Origin of the sequence: Methylobacterium sp. NEAU K (assembly GCF_030700285.1) — a bacterium.
Lineage (GTDB): Bacteria > Pseudomonadota > Alphaproteobacteria > Rhizobiales > Beijerinckiaceae > Methylobacterium.
Map to the genome: position 1 here is coordinate 125,481 of NZ_JAUYZJ010000012.1, position 23,312 is coordinate 148,792.

Genomic DNA, 23,312 nt, shown 5'->3' on the forward strand with positions numbered 1-23,312 from the left:
AACCTCACAGGTTCAGCCGGATCGCGACGGAGCGGGCGTGGCCCTCCAGGCCCTCCGACCGGCCGAGCGTTATCGCTGCCGGACCCAGCGCCCGCAAGCTCTCCGGCGTGCAGGCGAGGATCGTGGTCCGCTTCATGAAGTCCAGGACGCCGAGGCCGGAGGAGAATCGTGCCGAGCGGGCGGTGGGCAGCACGTGGTTGGGGCCGCCGACATAATCGCCGATCGCCTCCGGGGTGTGGGAGCCCAGGAAGATCGCGCCGGCATTGCGGATCTTGCGCGAGAGCGCCTCGGCGTCCTGAGTCTCGATCTCCAGGTGTTCGGGGGCGAGGCGGTCGACCAGCGGCACGGCCTCGTCGAAATCCCGCACCCGGACGATCGCGCCGTAGTCGCGCCAGCTCGCCCGGGCGATCTCGGCCCGGGGTAGGGTGGTGAGCGCGCGCTCCACCGCCGCCTCGGCGGCCTCGGCCAGCTCGGCGCTGTCGGTGATCAGCACCGCCTGGGCCGCGATGTCGTGCTCGGCCTGGGCCAGCAAGTCAGCGGCGATCCAATCGGGATTGGCGTGGCCGTCGGCGAGGATCAGGACCTCGGAGGGGCCGGCGATCATGTCGATCCCGACCTGCCCGAAGACCCGGCGCTTGGCCGCCGCCACCCAGGCATTGCCCGGGCCGACGATCTTGGCGACCGGCGCGATCGTCGCCGTCCCGTAGGCGAGGGCCGCCACGGCCTGCGCGCCGCCGACCCGGTAGACCTCGTGCACGCCGGAGAGATGGGCGGCGGCCAGCACCAGCGGGTTCAGGACCCCATCGGGCGTCGGCACCACCATGACGATGCGCGGCACGCCCGCCACCCGCGCCGGCACCGCGTTCATCAGGACCGAGGACGGGTAGCTCGCCGTGCCGCCGGGCACGTAAAGCCCGACCGATTCCAGCGCCGTCCAGCGCCAGCCGGCCGTGACGCCCAGCGCGTCCGTGGCCCGGTGGTCGTGGGGCTTCTGCTCCTTGTGGAACGCCTCGATCCGCGCCGCGGCCAGGCGGAGCGCATCGAGGGCGTCGGCCGGGCACGCCGCCACCGCCGCGTCGATCTCGGCCTGGGTGATCTGCAGGGTGTCGGCGGAGAAATCCACGCCGAGCCGGTCGAACCGCCGGGTGAAGTCGACGAGCGCCGCGTCGCCGCGGGCGATGACGTCGGCGATGATGCCGCGCACCGCTTCGTCCACGTCCTCGGCGATCTCGCGCTTCAGGGTGAGGAGCCGAGCGAAGTCGGCGGCAAAATTCGGATCGCTGCTGTCGAGCCGGACCATCGGATGCCTTTCGTCTGCCTCAGGCCACCGTGCCGGGGGCCGTGTCCGTCGCGTCGATTGCATGGCCGGGACGGGCGATCGCCTCCCAGACCGGGCCGAGATCCTTCATCCGAACCTCAATGCACTCGACCTCCAGCCGGACCGCCGCACCGCCGGAGAACACCATGTCGAGGTGACCCGAGGGCGCGTCGGTGACTTCGAAGGTAAGGGCGAGGAGGCTCATCGGCATGGTGCTGCCCGGCGCCAGCCCGCGAGTCTTCACCGAGAGGACGCGCTCGACATGCACGCCGGTCAGCCGCCGCCGCGGCGGCACGTCCGGCGTCCAGTCGAAACGCCGCACCGCCAGCAGGAACCGATGCTCGCCTGCGAGGTACGTGAGATCTTCCGGCCGCAGGATCGCGTCCTGAAGGTGCGCGGAGATCACGGTCAGGTCCTCGGCGTCGAGGGCGGCGAGGCTGAGCAGCTCCATGAAAGGATCCTCGGGAATACAGGTGCGCGGGCGGGCCTGCGGCAGGGCGTAGGTAGCGGCCCGGCCCGGCTGGGGCAACGGCCGGAGCCGGGGTCGTGTCTGGATCAGCCGCGGTTCATCCGGCTTCCCTTAGGCGCGGGCGATCCGCCAGAGGGGGCCGATGGGGCGTCAAGCGGTCGACATGAGGGGGCGAGGCAGGAGGACGATGGTGAAGCGCATCACGCTGGCGGCTCTGGCCGCCCTGTCGTTCGGCCCGCTTCTGGGGCCGCCTGCGGTCGCGCAGGTCGGCCCGGACGCGGACGTCTATGTCTTCGGTCGACGCGATCCGGACCGCTACGGGTACGACCGCCGGCCGCCGCCCCCGGACGACGACTACGACCGGCCCCGCCGGCTTCCGCCTCCGCCGCCGGACTACGACGATGACCGGCCCCGCTACGGCAGGCCCCGGCGCGGCGGCGACATCTGCGTCACCGCCCGCGGCGATTGTCCGACGCGTCCGGGCCCCTACAACGCGCCCTGCGACTGCGAGATACCGGGCTTCGGGTTCAAGCGCGGGCAGATCGGGGAGTGAGGGGCCTCAGGCCCGCACCCGCTCGATCCGTGCGCCGCAGCGCCCGAGCTTGGCCTCCAGCGCCTCGAAGCCGCGGTCGAGGTGATAGACCCGGTTGATCTGGGTCTCGCCCTCGGCGGCGAGCCCCGCGATGACCAGGGACACCGAGGCGCGCAGGTCCGTGGCCATCACGGGCGCCCCCTTCAGCCGCTCCACGCCCTCGACGATGGCGAGGTCGCCCTCGAGCCGGATCTTCGCGCCGAGGCGGGCCAGCTCCTGCACGTGCATGAACCGGTTCTCGAAGATCGTCTCGCGGATATGCGACTGGCCCTTGGCCAGAGTCATCAGCGCCATGAACTGCGCCTGCAGGTCGGTCGGGAAGCCCGGGAACGGGTCGGTGGTCACGTCGACGGCGGCGATGCCGGCGCCGTTGCGGCGCACGCGGATCCCGCCCTCGACCTGGCTGATCTCGGCCCCCGTGGTCGACAGGACGTCGAGCGCCGCGTGCAGCAGCTCGGCCCTGGTATCCTGGAGGATCACGTCGCCGCCGGTCATCGCCACCGCCATCGCGTAGGTGCCGGTCTCGATCCGGTCGGGCAGCACCGCGTGGCGCGCTCCGCTCAGCCGGGCCACGCCCTCGATCTCGATGCGGGGCGTGCCGGCCCCGCGGATCTTGGCGCCCATCTTGTTCAGGCATTCGGCTAGGTCGACCACCTCGGGCTCGCGGGCGGCGTTCTCGATCACCGTGGTGCCGTAGGCGAGGGCTGCCGCCATCAGGGCCACGTGCGTGCCGCCGACCGTGACCTTGGGGAAGGCGATCTCGGCCCCGCGCAGGCCGTTCTTGGTCTTGGCGACCACGTAGCCGGCATCGATCTCGATCTCGGCCCCGAGCTTCTCCAGGGCCATGATCAGCAGGTCGACCGGACGGGTTCCGATGGCGCAGCCGCCCGGCAGCGAGACCTTGGCCTCCCCGAACCGGGCCAGCAGGGGCGCCACCACCCAGAAGCTTGCCCGCATGGTCGACACCAGCTCGTATGGGGCGGTGGTGTCGATGACGTTCGAGGCGGTCAGCCGGATGGTCTGGCCGGTCTCGGTCGTCTGTCCGGGGCGCTTGCCGACGACCATGTGGTCGACGCCGTGGTTGCCGAGGATCCGCGTCAGGGCGGCGATGTCGGCGAGCCGGGGAACGTTGACCAGCTCCAGCGTCTCGCCGGTGAGCAGGCTCGCGATCATCAGCGGCAGCGCCGCGTTCTTGGCGCCCGAGATCGGGATCACGCCGTTGAGCGGCGCGCCGCCGGTGATGTGGATGCGGTCCATCATGTGTCCTCGGGCGGCGCACCTCTGGGGCACGCGGCCGGCCGTCCTTCTGGTGGACGCCGCGGCGTCCAGGCTTGGCCGTCCCCTATAGGCTGGTTTTGTCCGAATCTGGACCGCGGGAATCGGTCTCGCGCATGCACGACTGGTCGTCGTCTGGCGCTGATCTCGCCTCCGCGCGACCGCGCCCCTGGGCCTTGCGCCGGCGCAGGTTCTCGCGGAGCGCCGCCTTCAGGCGCTCCGTGCGACTGTCCTTCGCGTCCGTCATCGCGCGACCCTTCGTCGCCGCAGGCTTGAGGTGCCCCCTTCTGCCCTGGAGGCGGCGGTTCGTGGTGAAGGCAGGCGGACGTTCAAGGATCAGGAGCCGTGTTCGATCGGTCGGAAGACGTCGGGAAGCTAGCGAGTTCGCCGAGGCCTCTCAATGGGTGCAGGGCAGCGATGCCGGGACCTTACCTTGAACCAGTTCCAGATCCGCGCCTATCTTGCTCCCCTCACGCGAAGGACTGGACCGAGGCCGTACCTCGATCGCGGGACTTGGGCGCCGCGATGGCGCCGCCCGCACGGCCGAACACGCGAAGGACGCTCGATGACCGTCACCCGGATGCCCAGCACGGTGCTCGCCCAAGCGGGATCGACGCGCGCCGGCTCGGGATACGAGCGGTATTTCCGCGGTGCCCTGGAGCAACTGCACGGCGAGCGGCGCTATCGCGTCTTCGCCGATATCGAGCGCATCTCCGGGCGGTTCCCCACGGCCAAGTGGCGCAGCCCGGACGGCAGGACCACCGAGATCACCGTGTGGTGCTCCAACGACTATCTCGGCATGGGCCAGCACAAGGAGGTGGTGGCCGCGATGACCGAGACCGCCGCGCGCTGCGGCGTCGGCGCGGGCGGCACGCGCAACATCGCCGGCAACAACTCGCCGCTGGTCGATCTGGAGCGCGAACTCGCCGACCTGCACGGCAAGGAGGCCGGCCTCGTCTTCACCTCGGGATACGTCTCGAACCAAGCCGGCATCTCGACGATCGCCAAGCTGATCCCGGACTGCCTGATCCTGTCCGACGCCTTCAACCACAACTCGATGATCGAGGGCGTGCGCCATTCCGGTTGTGAGAAGAAGATCTTTCGCCACAATGATCTCCAGCACCTGGAGGACCTGCTCCGCGCGGCCGGCGATCGGCCGAAGCTGATCGTGTTCGAGTCGGTCTATTCCATGGACGGAGACGTCGCGCCGATCGGTAAGATCTGCGATCTGGCCGACACTTACGGGGCGATGACCTATCTGGATGAGGTCCACGCGGTCGGCCTCTACGGGCCGCGCGGCGGCGGCATTGCCGAGCGCGACGGGGTGATGCACCGGGTCGACGTGATCGAGGGCACTCTGGCTAAGGGCTTCGGCTGCGTCGGCGGCTACATCACCGCCTCGGCGGCGATCTGCGACGCGGTGCGCAGTTTCGCGCCGGGCTTCATCTTCACCACCGCGCTGCCACCCGCGGTCGCAGCGGCCGCGCGGGCCTCGGTGCGCTACCTCAAGCGCTCGAACGCCGAGCGCGAGGCGCACCAGAGCCAGGCCGCCGCCACGAAGGCGGCGCTCACCGAGGCGGGCCTGCCGGTGCTGGAGACCGAGACGCACATCGTCCCGGTGATGGTCGGGGATGCGGAGCTGTGCAAGGCCGCCGCCGACCACCTGCTCGAGCGCCACGCCATCTACATCCAGCCGATCAACTATCCGACGGTCCCGCGCGGCACCGAGCGGCTGCGCATCACGCCCTCGCCGTTCCACGACGCCGCCCATATCGAACGCCTCGCCGCGGCGCTCTCCGAGACCTGGGAGACGCTCGATCTGCCGCGTGCCGGGACGGTGTTCGTCGAGGCGGCGGAATAGGTTTTTGTTTCGCTGTCGGCAGCGGGGTTCCCGTTCCACTTCGCGGGCCAGCAGATTTACACATCGCTGAACGAATGCGGGCGGCGCCCGGTCACGCGCGCCATCTTTGGACCGGGCGCCCTGTCGAGCGCGCGGATGCCCAATCGTATGGGTGGATGACACAGCCTCGCAGGGGAGGGGGCGCACCGCACCGCCTTTCACCAAAGCCTGCCGCATCTCCCTATCTGCCGGCAGGCTCGTCTTTTCCGGCGCCGGGCTGTAACCACGGCGCCAATCTCCAAGCGCGAAAAGTCTCGAACCAAATGATCTCCTCCCCGCTCATGACCGTGATGGTCGACGCCGTGCGCAAGGCCGCGCGCGGCCTGCGCCGCGATTTCGGCGAGGTCGAGAACCTCCAGGTCTCGCGGAAGGGCCCCGGCGACTTCGTCTCGGCGGCCGACCGGAAGGCCGAGGACGTGCTGCGCGAGGCCCTGATGAAGGCGCGCCCCGGCTACGGACTCGTGCTGGAGGAGAACGGGATCATCGAGGGCACCGACAAGAGCCACACCTGGCACGTCGATCCGCTCGACGGCACCTCGAACTTCCTGCACGGCGTGCCGCATTTCGCGATCTCGGTCGGGCTCGAGCGCGAGGGCCAGATCGTCGCCGGCGTGATCTTCGACCCGGTCAAGGACGAGCTGTTCGTCGCCGAGCGCGGCAAGGGCGCCTATCTTAACAACCGGCGCCTGCGCGTCTCCGGCCGCCAGGATATGGCGGATGCGCTGGTCGGCTACGGCACGCCCTATCTCGGCCGCGGCAGCCATCCGCGCCTCCTGCGCGAGCTCGGCGCCGTGATGGCGGTGGCCGGCGGGACCCGCAGGATGGGGTCTGCGGCGCTCGACCTCGCCTACGTCGCCTGCGGGCGCCTCGACGGCTACTGGGAGCGCGATCTCCAGACCTACGATTTCGCCGCCGGCGTCATCATGGTGCGCGAGGCGGGCGGCTACGTGACCTCCGCGGACGGTGCGGCCGAGCCCCTGGCGGCCCGCACGGTGGCCTGCGGCAACGAGGTTCTGCACCGGGAGCTTCTCGCGATCCTCAAGAAGGTCCAGGCGGCCTGAGCCACCCCGGCGGTCCTTCGCGCTCGTCCGAGGGGCCGTCGAAACTGGTCAGGGAGGCGGGCTTCTGCTTTAGAGCCGTTGATTTGGCGCTCGCCGCCGAACCGATGTCCATTTCGGCGGCGCGCGCTCCAGGCGCGCCGCCCTCACGGGAAGGCCCGAACGCATGGAAGCCCGCCGCCACGTCGCGCTCAAGGAATCGATCCGCTCGATTCCCGATTACCCGAAGCCCGGCATCGTCTTCCGCGACATCACCACGCTGCTCAGCGACCCGCGGGCCTTCCGGCGGGCGGTCGACGCGCTCGTCCACCCCTATGCCGGGGGGCAGATCGCCCAGGTGGCCGGCATCGAGGCGCGGGGCTTCATCCTGGGGGGCGCCATCGCGCACCAGCTGTCCTGCGGCTTCGTGCCGATCCGCAAGAAGGGCAAGCTCCCGCACACGACCGTGTCGATGGCCTACGCGCTGGAGTACGGCACCGACGAGATCGAGATCCATGTCGATGCCGTGAAGCCCGGCGACAAGGTGCTGCTGGTGGACGACCTGATCGCCACGGGCGGCACCGCCGCCGCCGCCGTGAACCTGCTCCAGAAGATCGGCGCCGAGATCGTGGCCGCGTGCTTCGTGATCGACCTTCCGGAGATCGGGGGTGCACAGCGCCTGCGCGACATGGGCGTCGAAGTGCGCGCCCTGATGCAGTTCGAGGGTCATTGAAGGCCGCGAAACGTTGACTTCGCGGGGCCCATCCGCCATAAGCCCGCCACTCGCGACGTGGCGCCCCGCCTGGGCGCCCTTCGTGTTTGCAGACAACCAGGACGCGTGAAGGTCGGGTGCGGCATCAGCCGCCCGCGAACGCGCCTCGACCTTTAGAAGGCTCTGAGCCGTGAAGAGAACCTACCAGCCGAGCAAGCTCGTCCGTAAGCGTCGCCACGGTTTCCGTGCGCGCATGGCCACTGCGGGTGGCCGCAAGGTGATCGCGCGCCGCCGCGCCCACGGCCGCAAGCGCCTGTCGGCCTGAGCCGGACGGACCCGTCGCCGGCGCGGTCCCGCAGAACGCGCGTGCCGCGAGGCACGAGCATGATGCGGAAACGTCGAATGCGGTTTTCCGCATCCTGCGGCACGGAAGACAGGGATCGTGCCGCCGTCTTACGGAAACGGCGGCGCAGTCTATGAGATTGGCCGGGATCGAACCATCGATGGCGACGATCGAGCGGCTCAAGAAGCGGCCCGACTTCCTCGCGGCGGCCGAGGGGCGCCGCTTCCACACCGAGCGCATGACGGCGCAGGGGCGTTTGCGGGATCCGAAGGATCCCGTCGGCCTGCGGCTCGGGTTCACCATTACCAAGCGAGTTGGTCATGCCACGGAGCGCAACCGCATCCGGCGTCGCCTTCGTGCGGCCGTGACCCTAGTCGCGTCCGGTCTGCCGGATGACCTGACGCGCCTGTCCGCCGACATCGTGCTGATCGCCCGGCGTCCGGTCCTCGATGCCGCTTTCGAGACCTTGGCCGACGACCTGCGCCGCGCCATTCCGGCGGTGACTCGCCCGGCGGCGACGCGGCCGCCCGGTTCTTCCCGCGGCGATCGGTCCGCCGGCAAGGCTGGCGGCCGGCCGACCAGAACCACACCTCTCCAGCGCGATGCGGGCCGAACTCCCGCGCCGTCCGGCGAAGCGGACATCGATCCGTCGCAGGGACGCGCCAGAGATCCCCGAATCGCAGGCACGCGCGGGTCCCGAGGGACCGGCGTCGCGCCTGTTGCCACTCCGAACACGTGCGGCGGTGTCCCCGATGGGCAATGACAAGACGAACATGTTCGTGGCCATCGGCCTATCGCTGCTGGTGCTGCTCGGATGGCAGTATTTCGTGGCCGGCCCGCGCGTGGAGCAGCAGCGTCTGATCGAGGCCCAGAACAAGGCCGCTCAGCAGCAGCAACCGCCGGGCGTGACCCCGGACGGGGTGCCATCGCCCGCCCCGAAGGAGGGCGGCCCGGCCGCCCCCGCCCCCGGCACGCTGCCGGGACAGGGCGCCCCGGTCTCGCGCGAGGCGGCGCTCGCCCGCTCGCCGCGCATCCGGATCGAGACTCCGGCGCTCACGGGCTCGATCGCCCTGAAAGGCGGCCGCGTCGACGACGTGTCGCTGAAGAACTATCGCGAGACCGTCGACCCCAAGAGCCCGGAGATCGTGCTGTTCTCTCCCACGGGGAGCGAGGCACCTTACTACGCCGAGTTCGGCTGGGTCGGCGCCGATGCAGGGCCGCTGCCCGGCAGCGACACCCTCTGGACCAGCGACGGCAAGACGCTCTCGCCCGGCATGCCCGTGACCCTGAGCTGGGACAACGGCGCCGGCCTCGTGTTCAAGCGCATCATCGCGGTCGACGACAAATTCATGTTCACGGTGCGCGACGAGGTCGAGAACAAGGGCTCGGGCGCAGTGACGCTCTACCCCTACAGCCTCGTCTCCCGCTGGGGTAAGCCGCACACCCAGGGCTACTACGTCCTGCACGAGGGCATGATCGGCTATCTCGGCAACGACGGCCTGCAGGAATTCACCTACGACAAGCTCGCCAAGGAGGGCGCCTACGGCGGCGCCAACACGAAGGGCAAGGCCTGGAGCGGCGTGACCGGCGGCTTCGTCGGCATCACCGACAAGTACTGGGCGGCGGCCGCGATCCCCGACCAAGACGCGCCGTATACCGGCGCCTTCACCGACCGCACCGACGGCACAACCAACGTCTATCAGGCAAGCGTGCGCGGCGATGCCGTGAACCTGGCCGCAGGCGGCTCGGCCACCGCGACCCAGCGCCTGTTCGCGGGCGCCAAGGAAGTCAACCTGATCAACAACTACGAGAAGGACCTCGGCATCAAGCACTTCGATCTCATGATCGATTGGGGCTGGTTCTTCTTCATCACCAAGCCGATGTTCCGGGCGCTGGACTTCTTCTACCACCTGTTCGGAAATTTCGGCGTCTCGATCCTGGTGGTGACCTTCTGCCTGAAGCTTCTGTTTCTGCCGATCGCCAACCGCTCCTACGTGTCCATGGCCAAGATGAAGGCCGTGCAACCCGAGATGGCCAGCATCCGCGAGCGGTACAAGGACGACCGCATGAAGCAGCAGCAGGCCACGATGGAGCTGTACAAGAAGGAGAAGATCAACCCGGTCGCCGGCTGCTGGCCGGTGCTGATCCAGATCCCGGTCTTCTTCGCGCTCTACAAGGTGCTGTTCATCACCATCGAAATGCGGCACGCGCCGTTCTTCGGCTGGATCCACGATCTCGCGGCACCGGATCCGACGAGCATCGTCAACCTGTTCGGCCTGCTGCCGTTCCCGGCGCCGGACTTCGTCCATCTCGGCGTCTGGCCGCTGATCATGGGCGTGACCATGTTCGTGCAGATGAAGATGAATCCCGCGCCGCCGGATCCGGTCCAGGCGCAGATCTTCACCTTCATGCCGATCGTGTTCACCTTCATGCTGGGCTCGTTCCCCGCCGGCCTCGTGATCTACTGGGCCTGGAACAACACTCTGTCGGTGACTCAGCAATACGTCATCATGCGCCGCAACGGCGTGAAGGTGGAGCTGTGGGACAACCTGCGCAACACGTTCCGGCGCGGTAACGGCACAAAGGCGGCCGCGACCACCAAGGGCTGACAAGGATTGTTGTGACCGAGAATGACGACGATGCGGCCGGCCTCAAGGAGGCCGGCCGCCTGCTGTTCGCCGGCGCCGCCGACTTCTACGCGGCTGCCCAGACCCTCGACCGGCTGCCACCCATGGAGGGCGTCGAGATCGCCTTCGCGGGCCGCTCGAATGTCGGAAAGTCGAGCCTGATCAACGCCCTGACCGGCCGCAACACCCTGGCACGCACCTCGCACACGCCGGGGCGGACCCAGCAGCTCAACTTCTTCCGGATCGGAGAGCGCCTGTCGCTCGTCGACATGCCGGGCTACGGTTACGCCGCGGTAGAGAAGGCCAAGGTCGAAGCCTGGACCAAGCTGGTCCACGCCTATCTCAAGGGCCGTTCCAGTCTCGCGCGGGTATTCATGCTGATCGACGCCCGCCACGGCTTCAAATCGATCGACACGGACGTGCTCGACGGCCTCGACAAGGCCGCGGTCAGCTATCAGGTGGTTCTGACCAAGGGCGATTCTCTGAAGAAGGGCGAGGTTGCAAGCCGCATAGCCGGCATTGAGGCTGGGCTGGCCAAGCGTCCGGCGGCCTTTCCGCAGGTGATCCTCACCTCCAGCCGCGACGATCTCGGCGTGCCCGAGTTGCGCGCGGCGATCGCCCGGCTTCTGGCCGAGCGCGGCGTATGAGGGTGTCGAGGCTCGATCGCGCGCTCGTCGCGCTGGCCTGCCTCGCCGGCCTGCTGGGCGTCGCGCTGAGCGCCGCCGCGGCGCATATCCCCGGGGCGGATTCCCTCAAGACGGCCGCGCAGTTCCTGCTGTTCCACGCGCCCGCGATCCTGGTGATCACCGGGCTCGGCGCCGCAGGCCTTGCGCGGCCCGGCCTGACGCGGGCCGCGGCAGGTCTCCTCGTCCTCGGTCTTGTCCTGTTCTGCGGCGACCTCTCGGTGCGGACCTGGCTGCAGCGGCCGCTCTTCCCGATGGCTGCGCCCACCGGCGGCTTCTCACTGATGGCCGGCTGGATCGCGGGGATCCTCTGTGCGCTCGTGCCGGTGCGGATCCGCGGCTAGCAACCGTGCTGGATACCGCGTCCGGAACGGCATGGTATCCTCTCGTCCTGCATCGTTTTTTGGCGCGTTTCGCCGGCCGCCCTTCGGACGAGGCTCTAACTCCCGGGGCGGACCTGCAGGAATTCCAGTGCCGGCCCCTGCGCGTCGGAGAAGACGCCGGCGGTCAATGCACCGCCATAGACCGCTGCGGTATCCAGATTGGTGCGGAAGCGGCGCACTTCCGGGCGTCCATCCTGCCGCGGCGTGTGGCCGTGGATCACGTACCGGCCGAAATCATGGTCTCCGTCCAGGAACGGCTCGCGGATCCACAGGCGGTCGTGCACGTCCGAATCCGGCACTGCGGTGCCCGGCCGGAAGCCGGCATGGACGTACCAGCGGGCCTCATCCCCGTGCAGGGTCGGGAGCGCCTCGATCCAGTCTAGGGTGTCGCGCGGCAGGCCGCCGACCTCCCGGGCGCTGAACGATTCGAGGGTGGCGTCGCCCCCGTTGGCCAGCCAGTGCTCCGTCGCCTGCGGTGTCTGGAGGGCGTCGAGGAGCATGCGCTCGTGATTGCCCATCAGGCAGGCGACCCGCTCGGGCTCGGCCCAGTGCAGGCGGCTTATGGTGCGCAGAACCGCGGCGCTGTCGGGACCCCGGTCGATGTAGTCGCCCAGGAAGACGAGGCGGTGGGCGCGGTCGCCTGCATGGGCCGCGATCCGCTCCAGCAGCGCGTCGAGCTGGACGGCGCACCCGTGTACATCGCCGATCGCGTAGGTAAGCGTCCCTGACCCCATCGCGCCATCGTCTACGGGAGACGCGCGCTCCGCAAGGCGCCCGCGATCGGTCATTGCGCCGCGATGGCCGGACCACGCAGCGCCAAGCTGCCTCAGAATCCGCCGCCCTATGCGACCCGGGCGTTGCGGCTGTCACACTGGCCTGCGGGAGCCAGCGAGGCGAGGGACATATTCCCGGATGGGCGCGATGTCGCGGCCGGGATGCCGGCGCCCTTCAATGTTCCGCTGCCTGGGGTACTCCGGCGCCGCCGCCTATGGCGAGCTTACGGCGGGAATCGGCCTGACCGCTGTTCGTGTCGAAGAACTTCGCCGAATCGCCGAGCTGGACCGCCGGCTGGCAATTCGGCGTGCAGGACAGCGATTCCCGGTCCAGGCCCCGCTGGACCGTGATCGTCGAGTCCTGCGACGCCTCGACCCGAATCATCGTCTCGGCAATCATCGCGCCTGCCGTGTCGAGCGCGATCAGGTTGGTCGAGCCGAAGCTCTTGCCCGTGAGCACGAGCACGCCGTTCTTCTGCGGCGTGACTTCGGCGATGATCGGATTGCCGACGATGACGGTCGCTGTCTTCTCCGGCAGACGGATGACCTTGGCGTTGTCCACGAGCACGGTGACCACGGGGAGCGGTTCCGGCTGGGCGGCCGCCGCGGAGGCGCCGGTGAGCAGGAGGACGAGGCCGGCTCGGCCCGCATTCGACAGGGTGCGGTGCATCGGGGGTGCTCGGGACTGCAAGCGGTGCACGGGACACCACCTTGGGTCGAAGAGTTATCCGAAGATCCGTGAAGGAACCGCTAAGCATGCGTGAGGCATGGATATGTTCGGCGATGTCGCAACCGATCCTTCACCAAGCTTGAAGTGGATCGTGCCCGAGGCGGTGTCGAGGCTTGGTTTAACCGAATTTCAAGGCGTATTCGGCAGTCTGTGAAAGCCGCCGATCGAGACGTAAAAATCTTCGTCGGTCACATCCAAAGTTTCACGCCGCTAGTTCTTGATCGAAGGATCGCACCTCATGAAGACCCTGTTCTCGCGCTTCGCCTCGGACGAGTCCGGTGCCACCGCGATCGAGTACGGCATGATCGCCGCCCTGATCGCCGTCGTCATCATCGGCGCGCTGCGCACCGTCGGCACCTCGCTCACCGCCAAGTTCAGCGCGATCTCCGGCAACCTGAACTGATCGGATTTCCCGACGGGCAGGATCTGCGGCAGGTTCGAGGCTTCATCGCTCCAGGCGATGGAGCCTCGGCCGGCCGGATCGGCTCTTCTGGCTAGCGGCCTCGACCGACGAGCCGCTTCCCCCGGCAGGCATGGACATGGTTGGCCCCGAGATGGTTGGCGCAGGCTCAGCGATCGCAGGTCTCGGCACGGCGGGCTTCGGCCTTCTGGTCCTGTTCCCGTTCCTGATGGCCTATGCAGCGGCCAGCGACCTGTTGACGATGCTGATCCCGAACCGGGTCTCGCTGGCCCTCGTCGCGGGGTTCGCCGTGCTTGCGGCGACTGGCCCTATGAGCTGGTCCGAGATCGGGTTTCATCTCGGCGCCGGCGCGATCGTCCTGGCGGCGACCTTCACGCTGTTCGCCTTCGGGGTGATCGGCGGCGGCGATGCCAAGCTGGCGGCCGCCACGGCCCTGTGGCTCGGCTTTGACGGCCTGAGCGACTACCTCCTGACGGCGTCGATCTTCGGTGGTGCCCTGACCCTGGCGCTCCTGGCCGCGCGCGCCTATCCGCTGCCCCGCCGAATCGCCCGCCTGCCGTTTGCGCTGCACCTTCACGACGCCAAGACCGGCATTCCGTACGGGATTGCGCTCGCAGGCGCCGCCTTGATCGTCCTCCCGGAGACGGAGGTCTGGACCCGCGCGCTCGCCGGCTGACGCGATCGGCGGTCCGGACCGTCACATCGGCGCGTCACGTCGTTTCGGGACGTCAAGATCTGGAGCCCGGGTTCGCGCCAAGCTAGAAGTGCGCCATGCCCCTCGCGCTGCTGCGTCGCCCCGATCCCGACCACCTCGAGGTCCAGCACGAGGGTGCCAGCCTCCGCATCGCGCTCCGTCGGCGTCCGACCGCGCGGCGGATCACCCTCAGGGTCTCGTCCGCCACCGGCGAGGTCGTCATCACCCTTCCGACCCGCACGCCCGTCAATACCGCGGAGCGTTTCGCGACGAGCCACGCCGGCTGGATCGCGGCCCGGCTGGCGCGCGTCCCCGTGCGCGTGGTCTTCGAGCCGGACGCCAGCCTGCCGCTCCGCGGGGAGCCCCACCGCGTGCACCTGCGCGGTACCCGCAGCGGAGCGGTGCGCGCCGAGCGCGACGGCGGTGAGCCGGTGATCTCGGTCTCGTGCGATCCCGCCCACGTCGCGCGCCGGATCCGGGACTACCTGACCCGCGAGGCGAAGCGGGACCTCGCCGAGGCGGTGGAGCGCTACGCGCCGCTGCTCGGCCAGCGGCCGGTGCGCATGACCCTGCGGGACACCCGCAGCCGCTGGGGATCCTGTACGGCGCGAGGCGAGCTGAACTTCTCGTGGCGCCTGATCCTGGCGCCGCCGATGGTGCTCGACTACCTCGTCGCCCACGAGATGGCGCACCTGCGCGAGATGAACCACTCGGCCCGGTTCTGGGCGCTGCTGCGCGATCTCTGTCCGCATGTCGACGCCGCTGAGGCTTGGCTGAAGCGCAACGGCACCAGCCTCCACCGCTACGGTTGAGCGGGCCGCGGCGGCCGCAGAGGTTCAGCCCCTGGCGCGCAGCACTTTCTGGCGCGTCACCACCTCGCCGGGCCATGCCGGCCGCGGATCGACCTCGCCGGGGTCGAGCGTGCGCGGGGCCACGCTGTCGCAGACCTCGCGCTGCCGGATGATGACCGGGTTGCCGAACTGATCGCGCCGGCGGACGAGGCCGCCCTCGCGGCAATATCCGGCGATCGCGGCCTGCCCGTTGCGGCGACCGTACGGGTTCGCCGCCACCGGCGGATGCTCGACCACCAGTGTGTCCGAGCGGTTGAGGGAGTGCTCCACGTAGGTGGTCTCGCCGACCGGCAGCGATTGCGCCCCGGCCTGCGCGAGGGTGGCCATCAAGCAGGCGGCCGAGAGGGCGAGCGGGCGCATCACAGCTTCAGGTTCCGGCGCTGGAGGAATGACCGAACCCTATTTAGGCCGGAGCTCGGCGGTCGGGTAGCGTCATGGAGCAACACCCGAGCCCGCATCGCTTGACAGCGCAGGGCGGACCATGGTCGGAACACGCCCGATTTTACGGCTCCCGCCGGTCCTCGGCGCGGGGCGTTCCGAAGGGTTCGGTAGTGCCGCTTCACGCGAGGCTCGATCGTTTTCGGCGCCCGGCCCGGTGCGCCGCGCTGCCGCTGTTCCTCGCCATCGCCGCCGCGGCGCTCGCGCCCGCGGGGCCTGCGGCGGCCCAGGGCATGGTGCGCAAGACCTTCGACGACTGGCAACTGCGCTGCGAGACGCCGGCCGGCGCGAAGGCCGAGCAATGCGCCCTGGTGCAATACCTCGCCGCCGAGGACCGCCCGAACCTCACCCTCGTGGTGATCGTCCTGAAGACGGCCGACAACCGCGGCTACCTGCTGCGGGTGGTGGCGCCTCTGGGCGTGCTGCTGCCCTCCGGCCTCGGCCTGAAGATCGACCAGACCGATATCGGTCGGGCCGGCTTCGTGCGCTGCCTCACCACCGGTTGCGTGGCCGAGGTGGTGATGGACGACGGCCTGATCCGCCAGTTCAAGAACGGCACGCAGGCGACCTTCATCGTGTTCCAGACGCCAGAGGAAGGCGTCGGCATTCCGCTCTCGATGAAAGGCTTCGCGGCCGGGTTCGACAGCCTGAAATGACGATGCCGCCCCGGAGCCGTGCGATGATCGGATTGCGAGACATTTCCGTAGGCGTGTCTGGCCTGCTGGTCGCCGCGTCGCTCGCCGCCTCGCCGGCCCGGGCCGAGGAGGGCAACGTCTTCTCCAACCTGCTCAGGTTCGGGGGCACCACGGTGCCGCCGTCTCAGCCGCCGAGCCTCGATCCGCCCTACTGCCCGACGGTCGAGGTGGCCGAGAACGGGGCGGCGCTTCGTGCGATCGCCGGCAGCGCGGTCAGGACCCAGTTCTCGCTCGGCCGCCTCGCCCGCGAATGCGCCCGGCGGCAGGACGGCTCGGTGACCGTCAAGGTCGGGGTCGAGGCCAACGTCCTGCTCGGGCCCGCGGGCGCGCCGGGCCGGTTCGACGTGCCGGTCACGATCCAGATCCGCCACGACGGCAAGGTGATCGCCAGCCGCAACGAGCATTCCAGCGTGGTGGTCGGGCCCGGCGAGGCGCAGGGGTTTGCCACCATCGTTGCCGACGAGCTCCTGGTTCCGCCCGCGGCAGCCGAGGATTACGAGATTACCGTCGGTATCGGCAGCGGCAAGGGTGCCGGCGGCAAGGCCGCCGCCTCGAAGTCGCGGCGCAGGAAGCCGGCGGTCGCCGCGACATCCGCCGGCGGAGGCGACGCTGCCCAGTGACGCTGCGGCGCGCTTCGTCGATCTGGTCCCGCTGACGGCGAAGGCGGGACGCGGCGAGTCTTGGCTCGGCCGCGCGACGCGGTTCCGGCTGGAGCCGACCGACGACCCGGTGTTCGATCGCCGCCTCGTCCTCCCCGACCACCCGGCCGGCTGGATCGTGCTGAGCTACAGCGGCGACCCCATCGTAGCGCCGCGCCGGCCGATCGTCCGTGTCCTGCGCGGGCCCGAGGGCATGCCGCAGGATTTCATCCTTCCGGGCGCCGCGCACGGCGTCGCGCACTGGCTCGGCCTGATCCCGGCGGACGCGCGGGAGATCCGCCTCGCGGCCGCTCCCGGTTGCGTGCTGGAGCGGGTCGGTGCCCGGCGCGAGGCCGGTGTGCTGGTCCAGTGCCTGCTGCGCCGGCCCTGGCGCTTCGTCTCGGCACTCTGGGAGCGCGCCCGCGGGTCCGAGCGGCGCTACCGCGATATCCTGCGCGGCACCTGCGCGGTGACGCCGATGGCGCGGTTCGCATCCTGGGCCGCGGTGCGGTCCCGGCCGGTCGGGATCCCGCCGTCCGACCTGCGGATCCGATGCCTCGTCCTCGCCAGGTCCGGTGAGGAGGCGGCGCTCGCCGGAACGCTCGACGCGCTCGTCGCCCAGACCCACACCGCCCTGACCACCCGCGTCGCCTGGGAGGGCGCGCTGCCCGCCCTGCCGGACCGCCGGGCCGATCACCGGGCCTGGGATGGCGGCGCTTCCGCCGCCGATCTGATCGCCGATGCCGATGCCCTGTGCCTGCTGCGGCCGGGCGACAGCCTCGTCCCCGATGCGCTCGCCATGCTGGCGCACGCCCTCGCGAGCGCGGATTTCGCCTACGGCGATGAGATCGGCGCCGACGGTCGTCCGCGGCTCAAGCCGGACTGGAGCCCGGATCTCGCGCTGGCCACCGGTTACCAGGGGCGTGCCTGCCTGCTCTCGCGCTCCGTCATCACCGGATCTCCGCCCGGGCCGATCGGACCCATGGCGGAAGCTGCTCTCGCCCTCCAGATCGCCGCGGCCGCGGGTGCGCGGGGAGCCCACATCCCCCGCGTTCTCGCCCGTACCGCCGAGGATCGACTCGATACGCCGGCGCGGGCGCGGGCGCTCGATGTGCGTCTCAAGGATCTGGCAGTCCCGATCCGCGCGACGCATCGCAACGGCGCCGTCCACCTGGACTGGCCGCTGCCGCACCCCGCGCCGAAGGTCAGCATCGTCATCCCGTCGCGTGACCGGCTCGATCTGATCGCGCGCGTCTGCCGCGGCGTGCTGCACGAGACCGCCTATGCCGCGATCGAGCTGATCATCGTCGACAACGGCTCGACCGATCCCGCCGTGCTGGCGCATTACGAGGGCCTGCGCCGCGACCCGCGCGTTCGCATCCTCGTCGATCCGCAGCCGTTCAACTTCGCCGCGATGGTCAATGCCGGTGTCGCCGAAGCCTCGGGCGCGATCGTCGTGCTGCTCAACAACGACGTGGCGGTGCTGGAACCCGGCTGGCTGGAGGCGATGGTCCGCCAGGCCTGCCGGCCGGAGGTCGGGGCCGTGGGGGCGAAGCTCCTCTACGGCGACGGAACCCTGCAGCATGCGGGCGTCGTCGTCGGCCTCGGCGGACGTGCGGGCCACATCCTGCGCCGCCGCCCCGGCGACACTCCCGGCCATCTCGGGCGCCTGCGCGTGGCGCACGAGGTCTCGGCGGTGACCGCCGCCTGCCTCGCGGTCGCACGGGAGAAATACCTCGCGGTCGGCGGCTTCGACGCCGACGTCTTCCCGGTCGATTTCAACGACGTCGATTTCTGCCTCCGGCTCGGCGCCGCCGGCTGGAAGACGGTGTGGACCCCGGCCGCGACGCTGGCGCATCTCGAATCCGTGAGCCGGGGGCCCTCGGTCGGCGCGAAGCGCGCGCGCTTCGAACAGGAGGCGGCCCGGTTCTCCGAACGCTGGCGCGAGGCGATCCGCCACGATCCCTTCTACCATCCCGCCCTGTCGCTCACGACTTTCGGCGAGGATCTGGAATGACGGCGCGCCGATGACGAGGCTTGGGCCGGCCATCGAGGACGACCTGCATCTCGGGACCGCGCGTCGCTCGTGGCGCGGGATGCTCGGTGCGGTGCGATGCCTCCTGGGCCACCCTCGGGCGACGGGCGAGATCCTCTCGGCGCGTCTCACCGGCCGACGCCTGCGCGCCCGCCAGAAGCTCGCCGCCCTGATCGGGATCGACCACCGGCTGGCCCGGCCGCCCCGCATCCTCGACCGCGTCCCGCCCGCGGCAGGGATGCCGGGCGACGATATCCTCGTCCTCGGCGACGGCGTTCTCGTGTCGGGCGCTCCCGAGCGCATCGCCGCGGCCTTCGCGGCCGACCCCGAACTCCAGGCCCTCTACGGCGATGCGCTGGTGCAGAGGCGGCCGGACGGCCCCGTCCTGCCGCTGCTGCCGCCGGTGTTCGACCCCGACCGGCTCGCCGCGTTCGACTATCTCGGACCCCTGCTCGCATGCCGGCGCGCTTCCCTCGACCCGGACGTGCGCCCGAACGGCCCGTCCGATGCCGCCTTCCGCATCGCGGAGCGGTACGGTCCGCAGGCGATCGGCCACGTGCCGGAGATCCTCTCGGTCCGGCGCGGGGATCCGACCGGTGACGCGTGGCCGGCTGGGGAGGGGGCGCAGGCGCGCCATCGCGAGGCCCTGCGCGGCCATCTCGACCGGGTGGGTCGCTCCGGATGGCGCATCACCCGCGCGGCAGACGGTCTCCTGCGCGTCGCGAACCCGCTCCCCGATCCCCGGCCGCTGGTCAGCATCATCGTACCGACCCGGGACCGCCTCGACCTGCTCCGCCCCTGCCTCGACAGCATGCGGGCCTGCACCGACTGGCCGTCCATCGAGATCCTGATCTGCGACAACGACAGCCGCGAACCGGAGACCCTGGATTTCCTCCGAGCCCTGGAGCGCGAGGGGAGGGGGCTGGTCGTGCCCTGTCCCGGGCCCTTCAATTTCGCCGCCATGAACAACGCGGCCGCCGCCCGCGCCCGGGGCGAATTGCTGGTGTTCGTCAACAACGACGTCGAGGCGTTCCGGCCCGACTGGCTGACCCTGATGGCGCGGGAGGCCCTCCGCCCGGAAGTGGGGGCGGTGGGCGCCAAGCTCCTCGACGGCGAAGGCCGCATCCAGCACGGCGGCATCGTGCTCGGCACCGGCGGCCTCGTCACGCACGCGCATCGCCACTTCCCCGCAGACGCGCCGGGCTATCTCTCGGCCCTGAACGCGACGCACGCGGTCTCGGCGGTCACGGCGGCCTGCCTGGTGGTCGAGGCGGAGAAATTCCGGGCAGTCGGCGGCTTCGACGACGCGGTCTTCGCCGTCGATTTCAACGATGTCGACCTGTGCCTGCGCCTGAACGCGGCCGGCCACCGCACGCTCCTGGTCCCGGGCGCCGTGCTCCATCACCGGGAGGCTGCGAGCCGCCGCTGGACCCCCGAGGCCCGCGCGCGCCACGAGCGCGAGATCGTCGCCCTCAGACGACGATGGGGGCCGCTGCTGACGCAGGACCCCCATTATCACCCGGGCTTCGACCCGGACCTCTCGACCCATGCGCGGCTGCGCGCGGGCTTCCCGGAAGCGGGGGCGGCGTCGCTGCGCCGCCCGCTCGCCTGAGCGCGCCTACTGGACGAGGCGCGGGCCGCTGCCCTGGACTTTCTCGTTCTCCGACATGATGCCGAGCCGCTTGGCGACCTCGGTATAGGCCTCGATCAGGCCGCCGAGGTCCTTGCGGAACCGGTCCTTGTCGAGCTTGTCCGAAGACTTGATGTCCCACAGGCGGCAGGAATCCGGTGAGATCTCGTCGGCCACGACGATGCGCATCATGTCGCCTTCCCACAGGCGGCCGGTCTCCATCTTGAAATCGACGAGGCGGATGCCGACGCCGAGGAAGAGGCCCGACAGGAAGTCGTTGACGCGGATCGCCAGCGCCATGATGTCGTCGATCTCTTGCGGCGTCGCCCAGCCGAAGGCGGTAATGTGCTCCTCCGACACCATCGGGTCGTTGAGCGCGTCGTTCTTGTAGTAGAACTCGATGATCGAGCGCGGCAGCTGGGTGCCTTCCTCCAGGCCCAGCCGCGTCGCCAGCGAACCGGCGGCGACGTTGCGCACCACGACCTCGAGGGGGATGATCTCGACTTCGCGGATCAACTGCTCGCGCATGTTCAGCCGGCGAATGAAGTGCGTCGGCACGCCGATGTCGTTGAGGTGCTGGAAGACGAATTCCGAGATCCGGTTGTTCAGCACGCCCTTGCCGTCGATGACCTCATGCTTCTTCGCGTTGAAGGCCGTCGCGTCATCCTTGAAGTGCTGGATGAGCGTGCCGGGCTCGGGCCCCTCGTAGAGGACCTTCGCCTTGCCCTCGTAGATGCGACGGCGGCGGTTCATAGGCGTGTACCGTGGTTTGAGGAAGTCCATGGGCCGAGGCTCCTGATGCGCGACGATTGGGAGGAATCCGCGGCGCGGCGACCGGACGCGAGGTCGAGCAGCCGAATGGCCTCTGCCCGAGGGACCCGGCTACCAGCCGCCAAACTAGCCGAAGCGGGCTTCCAGCACAACGCGTTAGCCCGCAGGGCGGGATTGCGGGCGGCGGTCCGGACGTACGCAACGCTGCCGCCGGGCCTCGGTACAAGCCGCGGTCACGCCGTGGTCTTCGAGGGGTATCGGCAGAGATCCGCGATGAGGCAGCGGGGGCATTCCGGGCGCCGCGCCTTGCAGGTGTAGCGGCCGTGCAGGATCAGCCAGTGATGGGCGTGCAGGCGGTAGGGCTCCGGTACGATCGCCTCCAGTCCGGCCTGGACCTTGTCGGTGGTGGTCCCGACGACGAGCGGAATCCGATTCGAGACGCGGAAGATATGGGTATCGACCGCGATCCGGGGCACCTGGAAGGCGATGTTCAGCACGACGCTTGCGGTCTTGGCGCCGACTCCGGGCAGCACTTGCAGCGCCTCCAGGCTCGCCGGCACGGAACCGCCGTGTTCCTGGACGAGGATGCGTGAGAGGGCGACGACGTTTTTGGCCTTGGTGTTGAACAGCCCGATCGTGCGGATGTACGCGCGGATCGTCTCCTCGCCGAGCGCCAGCATCTTCTCCGGGGTGTCGGCGACCGCGAAGAGCGGGCGGGTGGCGAGGTTCACGGCGCGATCGGTCGCCTGGGCCGACAGCACCACGGCGACCAGGAGGGTGAACGGGTTTACGTAGTGCAGCTCGCCCTTCGGCTCGGGCTCGGCCGCGTGGAATCGCCGGAAGATTTCCGCGAGTGTCGCCGCATCGACCGCCTCCGGCGGAGGCTCGACCTGCGCGGTCGAAGCCGGGGCGAGGCGCCCGGACGCGGGTCCTTCCGCGGAACCCGCGCAAGCGCTCCTCTTGATGGGCGGAAGAGTCTTTCTGGCGGGCATCCGCGCGTTATATGGATCGCATGGTCAGCGGCAATCCATCAGTACACCCGCACGGGCTCGACCCGGACACGATCGACCGGCCGGTCTTCTCGGCGACAATCCGGCCGCATCAATCCTTGAGCCGGCTCGGCTTTCGGGTGGTGATGACCGGCTGCTGCCTGGTCTCGCTCACCGTCTCGGTCTGGGCTTGGCGGATGGGCTTCTGGCCGGTGGCCGGGTTCTTCGGGCTCGACATGCTGGCGATCTACGCCGCCCTCAAGGTCAGCTTCCGGCGCGGACGCTCGTTCGAGGAGGTGATGATCTCGCAGCTGGAGATTCTGCTCGCCCGGGTCAGCCATCGGGGCGAGCGGCACGAATGGCGGTTCAACCCGCTCTGGACCAAGATCGTGACCGTGGAGGACGATGAGTACGGGCTCCAGCGCCTCACGCTCGTCTCCCGGCGCCAGCAGGCCCTGGTCGCGCGCGACGCCGATCCGGACGAGCGCGCGCGGATCGCCCAGGGCCTCGGCGCGGCGCTGGCCCAGGTGAAGAAGGGCTACTGAAGGTGAAGAAGGGCTACTGAAGGCGAGGCCGCCGGACCGCGCGTCGCGCGCCTGTCATCGGGGCAAGGCAAGAAAAACGATCGCACCGCAGCGCGGGTGTTGACGGCCTGGGTGGTGGTGGGTATACCCCGGTCATCGGCGCCGGCCGCGGGAGTGGACCGGGCGCTGAGGCATCTTCTGACAGGATCGGCGGGATAGTCCGGCGGGTTAGCCGGGCGGTCTTCTGTTTTTGTCTGTGGGTTCCGGCTCTGTGGCGGTCGTTTCGGCGGTTTGCGGCGGGGTTGACAGGGGGATCGGCGGGGCTTAGACGCCCTCCACCGCTGAGGCGGACCACCGAATGGTCGGTCCGGTATCACGGTTCTCCCAGTCGGACAAGCGGGTAGCCGGGGCTGTATCCCGGGTTTCCGTGTCGTCCGCCGCGGTCCGGATCTGTCCGGCGGCGCGGGGTCTTTGACATTGTTGGATTTGAGGAAGGGAGACGCGGACGGCGTTGTCCTTGCGGCCAGGGCTTATGGTCCTGGCGTGAGAGACTTGTGCCGATCTGTATTTCTCTTTTGAGCTCACCGATCGGTTTACGCTGTGAAGCGCTGGCCGGTCGATTGTGAGGCTCCGTCTGAGAATATACGTGATCGGCCAGATCAATCTCTTCAACGTGAGAGTTTGATCCTGGCTCAGAGCGAACGCTGGCGGCAGGCTTAACACATGCAAGTCGAGCGGGCATCCTTGTGGTGTCAGCGGCGGACGGGTGAGTAACGCGTGGGAA

Annotated in this window: 25 protein-coding genes and 1 rRNA gene; 18 read left to right on the forward strand and 8 right to left on the reverse strand. The window is 69.7% G+C overall.

Annotated features, from left to right (window positions below; all coding sequences use genetic code 11):
* Positions 1-4: 4 nt before the first annotated feature.
* Both hisD and Q8W67_RS12345 read right to left on the reverse strand, forming a co-directional pair.
* The gene (gene hisD, locus Q8W67_RS12340; protein ID WP_305545758.1) at positions 5-1,300 is read right to left on the reverse strand and encodes a histidinol dehydrogenase; all 1,296 of its coding nucleotides are present in this window, start codon (positions 1,298-1,300) and stop codon (positions 5-7) included.
* 19 nt (positions 1,301-1,319) lie between these two features.
* A complete protein-coding gene (locus tag Q8W67_RS12345) occupies positions 1,320-1,769 on the reverse strand; it encodes a DUF2948 family protein (protein ID WP_305545760.1) in 450 nt (149 codons plus the stop codon).
* A gap of 205 nt (positions 1,770-1,974) precedes the next feature.
* On the opposite strand from Q8W67_RS12345, the gene Q8W67_RS12350 reads away from it, so the two are divergent.
* On the forward strand, positions 1,975-2,340 hold the full coding sequence (locus Q8W67_RS12350) for a hypothetical protein (protein ID WP_305545762.1): 366 nt from the start codon (positions 1,975-1,977) through the stop codon (positions 2,338-2,340).
* A 6-nt stretch (positions 2,341-2,346) separates the two neighbouring features.
* Here the strand turns inward: Q8W67_RS12350 and murA are convergent, their stop codons facing one another.
* Positions 2,347-3,636, reverse strand: coding sequence for a UDP-N-acetylglucosamine 1-carboxyvinyltransferase (gene murA / locus Q8W67_RS12355; protein ID WP_305545828.1), 1,290 nt, complete (start codon positions 3,634-3,636; stop codon positions 2,347-2,349).
* Between the two features lie 598 nt (positions 3,637-4,234).
* Here murA and hemA point away from each other — a divergent pair.
* The 8 genes from hemA to Q8W67_RS12400 all read left to right on the forward strand — a co-directional run bounded on the left by hemA (position 4,235) and on the right by Q8W67_RS12400 (position 11,300).
* Positions 4,235-5,515: a 5-aminolevulinate synthase gene (gene hemA / locus Q8W67_RS12365; protein ID WP_305545830.1), complete on the forward strand. Its 1,281-nt coding sequence runs from the start codon at positions 4,235-4,237 to the stop codon at positions 5,513-5,515.
* 302 nt (positions 5,516-5,817) lie between these two features.
* A complete protein-coding gene (locus Q8W67_RS12370; protein WP_305545766.1) occupies positions 5,818-6,615 on the forward strand; it encodes an inositol monophosphatase family protein in 798 nt (265 codons plus the stop codon).
* 163 nt (positions 6,616-6,778) lie between these two features.
* Positions 6,779-7,324, forward strand: a complete 546-nt coding sequence (locus Q8W67_RS12375) for an adenine phosphoribosyltransferase (protein ID WP_305545768.1) — start codon at positions 6,779-6,781, stop codon at positions 7,322-7,324.
* Between the two features lie 169 nt (positions 7,325-7,493).
* Positions 7,494-7,628: a 50S ribosomal protein L34 gene (gene rpmH / locus Q8W67_RS12380; protein WP_007558110.1), complete on the forward strand. Its 135-nt coding sequence runs from the start codon at positions 7,494-7,496 to the stop codon at positions 7,626-7,628.
* 178 nt (positions 7,629-7,806) lie between these two features.
* Entirely contained in the window at positions 7,807-8,409 is a 603-nt protein-coding gene (rnpA, locus tag Q8W67_RS12385; protein ID WP_305545779.1) for a ribonuclease P protein component, read from the forward strand.
* Positions 8,399-10,255, forward strand: coding sequence for a membrane protein insertase YidC (yidC, locus tag Q8W67_RS12390; protein ID WP_305545780.1), 1,857 nt, complete (start codon positions 8,399-8,401; stop codon positions 10,253-10,255). The genes rnpA and yidC overlap by 11 nt, the downstream gene beginning before the upstream one ends.
* 11 nt (positions 10,256-10,266) lie before the next feature.
* Positions 10,267-10,920, forward strand: coding sequence for a ribosome biogenesis GTP-binding protein YihA/YsxC (yihA, locus tag Q8W67_RS12395; protein ID WP_305545783.1), 654 nt, complete (start codon positions 10,267-10,269; stop codon positions 10,918-10,920).
* Positions 10,917-11,300, forward strand: coding sequence for a DUF423 domain-containing protein (locus tag Q8W67_RS12400; protein WP_305545785.1), 384 nt, complete (start codon positions 10,917-10,919; stop codon positions 11,298-11,300). Before yihA ends, Q8W67_RS12400 begins: the two co-directional genes overlap by 4 nt.
* Before the next feature lie 95 nt (positions 11,301-11,395).
* Here Q8W67_RS12400 and Q8W67_RS12405 read toward each other — a convergent pair whose 3' ends face one another.
* On the reverse strand, positions 11,396-12,073 hold the full coding sequence (locus Q8W67_RS12405) for a metallophosphoesterase family protein (RefSeq protein WP_305545787.1): 678 nt from the start codon (positions 12,071-12,073) through the stop codon (positions 11,396-11,398).
* A gap of 214 nt (positions 12,074-12,287) precedes the next feature.
* The gene (locus tag Q8W67_RS12410) at positions 12,288-12,782 is read right to left on the reverse strand and encodes a pilus assembly protein N-terminal domain-containing protein (protein WP_305545789.1); all 495 of its coding nucleotides are present in this window, start codon (positions 12,780-12,782) and stop codon (positions 12,288-12,290) included.
* A 298-nt stretch (positions 12,783-13,080) separates the two neighbouring features.
* On the opposite strand from Q8W67_RS12410, the gene Q8W67_RS12415 reads away from it, so the two are divergent.
* The 3 genes from Q8W67_RS12415 to Q8W67_RS12425 all read left to right on the forward strand — a co-directional run bounded on the left by Q8W67_RS12415 (position 13,081) and on the right by Q8W67_RS12425 (position 14,769).
* The gene (locus Q8W67_RS12415; protein ID WP_122161362.1) at positions 13,081-13,245 is read left to right on the forward strand and encodes a Flp family type IVb pilin; all 165 of its coding nucleotides are present in this window, start codon (positions 13,081-13,083) and stop codon (positions 13,243-13,245) included.
* A gap of 151 nt (positions 13,246-13,396) precedes the next feature.
* Positions 13,397-13,939 carry a prepilin peptidase gene (locus tag Q8W67_RS12420; RefSeq protein WP_305545832.1) on the forward strand — a complete coding sequence of 181 codons (543 nt, stop codon included), beginning with the start codon at positions 13,397-13,399 and terminating at the stop codon, positions 13,937-13,939.
* 95 nt (positions 13,940-14,034) lie between these two features.
* Complete coding sequence (locus tag Q8W67_RS12425; RefSeq protein WP_305545793.1) at positions 14,035-14,769, forward strand: M48 family metallopeptidase; 735 nt, start codon at positions 14,035-14,037, stop codon at positions 14,767-14,769.
* Positions 14,770-14,793: 24 nt separating this feature from the next.
* On the opposite strand, the gene Q8W67_RS12430 is transcribed toward Q8W67_RS12425, so the two are convergent.
* Complete coding sequence (locus Q8W67_RS12430) at positions 14,794-15,168, reverse strand: hypothetical protein (RefSeq protein WP_305545795.1); 375 nt, start codon at positions 15,166-15,168, stop codon at positions 14,794-14,796.
* 245 nt (positions 15,169-15,413) lie between these two features.
* On the opposite strand from Q8W67_RS12430, the gene Q8W67_RS12435 reads away from it, so the two are divergent.
* From Q8W67_RS12435 to Q8W67_RS12450, 4 genes are all read left to right on the forward strand, one after another.
* Positions 15,414-15,902 carry an invasion associated locus B family protein gene (locus Q8W67_RS12435; protein WP_305545834.1) on the forward strand — a complete coding sequence of 163 codons (489 nt, stop codon included), beginning with the start codon at positions 15,414-15,416 and terminating at the stop codon, positions 15,900-15,902.
* A gap of 23 nt (positions 15,903-15,925) precedes the next feature.
* Entirely contained in the window at positions 15,926-16,561 is a 636-nt protein-coding gene (locus Q8W67_RS12440; protein ID WP_305545797.1) for a hypothetical protein, read from the forward strand.
* Positions 16,562-16,718: 157 nt separating this feature from the next.
* Positions 16,719-18,596 carry a glycosyltransferase family 2 protein gene (locus Q8W67_RS12445; RefSeq protein WP_305545836.1) on the forward strand — a complete coding sequence of 626 codons (1,878 nt, stop codon included), beginning with the start codon at positions 16,719-16,721 and terminating at the stop codon, positions 18,594-18,596.
* Between the two features lie 10 nt (positions 18,597-18,606).
* Positions 18,607-20,226 (forward strand): glycosyltransferase, encoded by a 1,620-nt coding sequence (locus Q8W67_RS12450; protein WP_305545798.1) that lies wholly within the window; start codon positions 18,607-18,609, stop codon positions 20,224-20,226.
* 6 nt (positions 20,227-20,232) lie between these two features.
* Here the strand turns inward: Q8W67_RS12450 and purC are convergent, their stop codons facing one another.
* Both purC and nth read right to left on the reverse strand, forming a co-directional pair.
* Complete coding sequence (gene purC / locus Q8W67_RS12455; protein ID WP_043350657.1) at positions 20,233-21,027, reverse strand: phosphoribosylaminoimidazolesuccinocarboxamide synthase; 795 nt, start codon at positions 21,025-21,027, stop codon at positions 20,233-20,235.
* A 221-nt stretch (positions 21,028-21,248) separates the two neighbouring features.
* Positions 21,249-22,007, reverse strand: a complete 759-nt coding sequence (gene nth / locus Q8W67_RS12460) for an endonuclease III (RefSeq protein ID WP_305545800.1) — start codon at positions 22,005-22,007, stop codon at positions 21,249-21,251.
* Positions 22,008-22,027: 20 nt separating this feature from the next.
* Here nth and Q8W67_RS12465 point away from each other — a divergent pair, with 20 nt between their 5' ends.
* Positions 22,028-22,549: a DUF2244 domain-containing protein gene (locus Q8W67_RS12465; protein WP_305545802.1), complete on the forward strand. Its 522-nt coding sequence runs from the start codon at positions 22,028-22,030 to the stop codon at positions 22,547-22,549.
* A gap of 648 nt (positions 22,550-23,197) precedes the next feature.
* Positions 23,198-23,312 (forward strand): 16S ribosomal RNA (locus Q8W67_RS12470); the annotation flags it as partial.

Excerpts from the sequence above, each read along its gene's own strand:
- hemA (WP_305545830.1), top strand. The coding sequence starts at position 4,235 with ATGCCCAGCACGGTGCTCGCCCAAGCGGGATCGACGCGCGCCGGCTCG.
- purC (WP_043350657.1), bottom strand. The coding sequence starts at position 21,027 with ATGGACTTCCTCAAACCACGGTACACGCCTATGAACCGCCGCCGTCGC.
- Q8W67_RS12415 (WP_122161362.1), top strand. The coding sequence starts at position 13,081 with ATGAAGACCCTGTTCTCGCGCTTCGCCTCGGACGAGTCCGGTGCCACC.
- Q8W67_RS12400 (WP_305545785.1), top strand. The coding sequence starts at position 10,917 with ATGAGGGTGTCGAGGCTCGATCGCGCGCTCGTCGCGCTGGCCTGCCTC.
- yidC (WP_305545780.1), top strand. The coding sequence starts at position 8,399 with ATGGGCAATGACAAGACGAACATGTTCGTGGCCATCGGCCTATCGCTG.
- nth (WP_305545800.1), bottom strand. The coding sequence starts at position 22,007 with ATGCCCGCCAGAAAGACTCTTCCGCCCATCAAGAGGAGCGCTTGCGCG.
- Q8W67_RS12375 (WP_305545768.1), top strand. The coding sequence starts at position 6,779 with ATGGAAGCCCGCCGCCACGTCGCGCTCAAGGAATCGATCCGCTCGATT.
- murA (WP_305545828.1), bottom strand. The coding sequence starts at position 3,636 with ATGGACCGCATCCACATCACCGGCGGCGCGCCGCTCAACGGCGTGATC.
- Q8W67_RS12430 (WP_305545795.1), bottom strand. The coding sequence starts at position 15,168 with ATGCGCCCGCTCGCCCTCTCGGCCGCCTGCTTGATGGCCACCCTCGCG.
- Q8W67_RS12410 (WP_305545789.1), bottom strand. The coding sequence starts at position 12,782 with ATGCACCGCACCCTGTCGAATGCGGGCCGAGCCGGCCTCGTCCTCCTG.
- Q8W67_RS12425 (WP_305545793.1), top strand. The coding sequence starts at position 14,035 with ATGCCCCTCGCGCTGCTGCGTCGCCCCGATCCCGACCACCTCGAGGTC.
- rnpA (WP_305545779.1), top strand. The coding sequence starts at position 7,807 with ATGGCGACGATCGAGCGGCTCAAGAAGCGGCCCGACTTCCTCGCGGCG.
- Q8W67_RS12465 (WP_305545802.1), top strand. The coding sequence starts at position 22,028 with ATGGTCAGCGGCAATCCATCAGTACACCCGCACGGGCTCGACCCGGAC.
- hisD (WP_305545758.1), bottom strand. The coding sequence starts at position 1,300 with ATGGTCCGGCTCGACAGCAGCGATCCGAATTTTGCCGCCGACTTCGCT.
- Q8W67_RS12440 (WP_305545797.1), top strand. The coding sequence starts at position 15,926 with ATGATCGGATTGCGAGACATTTCCGTAGGCGTGTCTGGCCTGCTGGTC.
- Q8W67_RS12405 (WP_305545787.1), bottom strand. The coding sequence starts at position 12,073 with ATGGGGTCAGGGACGCTTACCTACGCGATCGGCGATGTACACGGGTGC.
- Q8W67_RS12450 (WP_305545798.1), top strand. The coding sequence starts at position 18,607 with ATGACGAGGCTTGGGCCGGCCATCGAGGACGACCTGCATCTCGGGACC.
- Q8W67_RS12345 (WP_305545760.1), bottom strand. The coding sequence starts at position 1,769 with ATGGAGCTGCTCAGCCTCGCCGCCCTCGACGCCGAGGACCTGACCGTG.
- Q8W67_RS12350 (WP_305545762.1), top strand. The coding sequence starts at position 1,975 with ATGGTGAAGCGCATCACGCTGGCGGCTCTGGCCGCCCTGTCGTTCGGC.
- Q8W67_RS12420 (WP_305545832.1), top strand. The coding sequence starts at position 13,397 with ATGGTTGGCGCAGGCTCAGCGATCGCAGGTCTCGGCACGGCGGGCTTC.
- Q8W67_RS12370 (WP_305545766.1), top strand. The coding sequence starts at position 5,818 with ATGATCTCCTCCCCGCTCATGACCGTGATGGTCGACGCCGTGCGCAAG.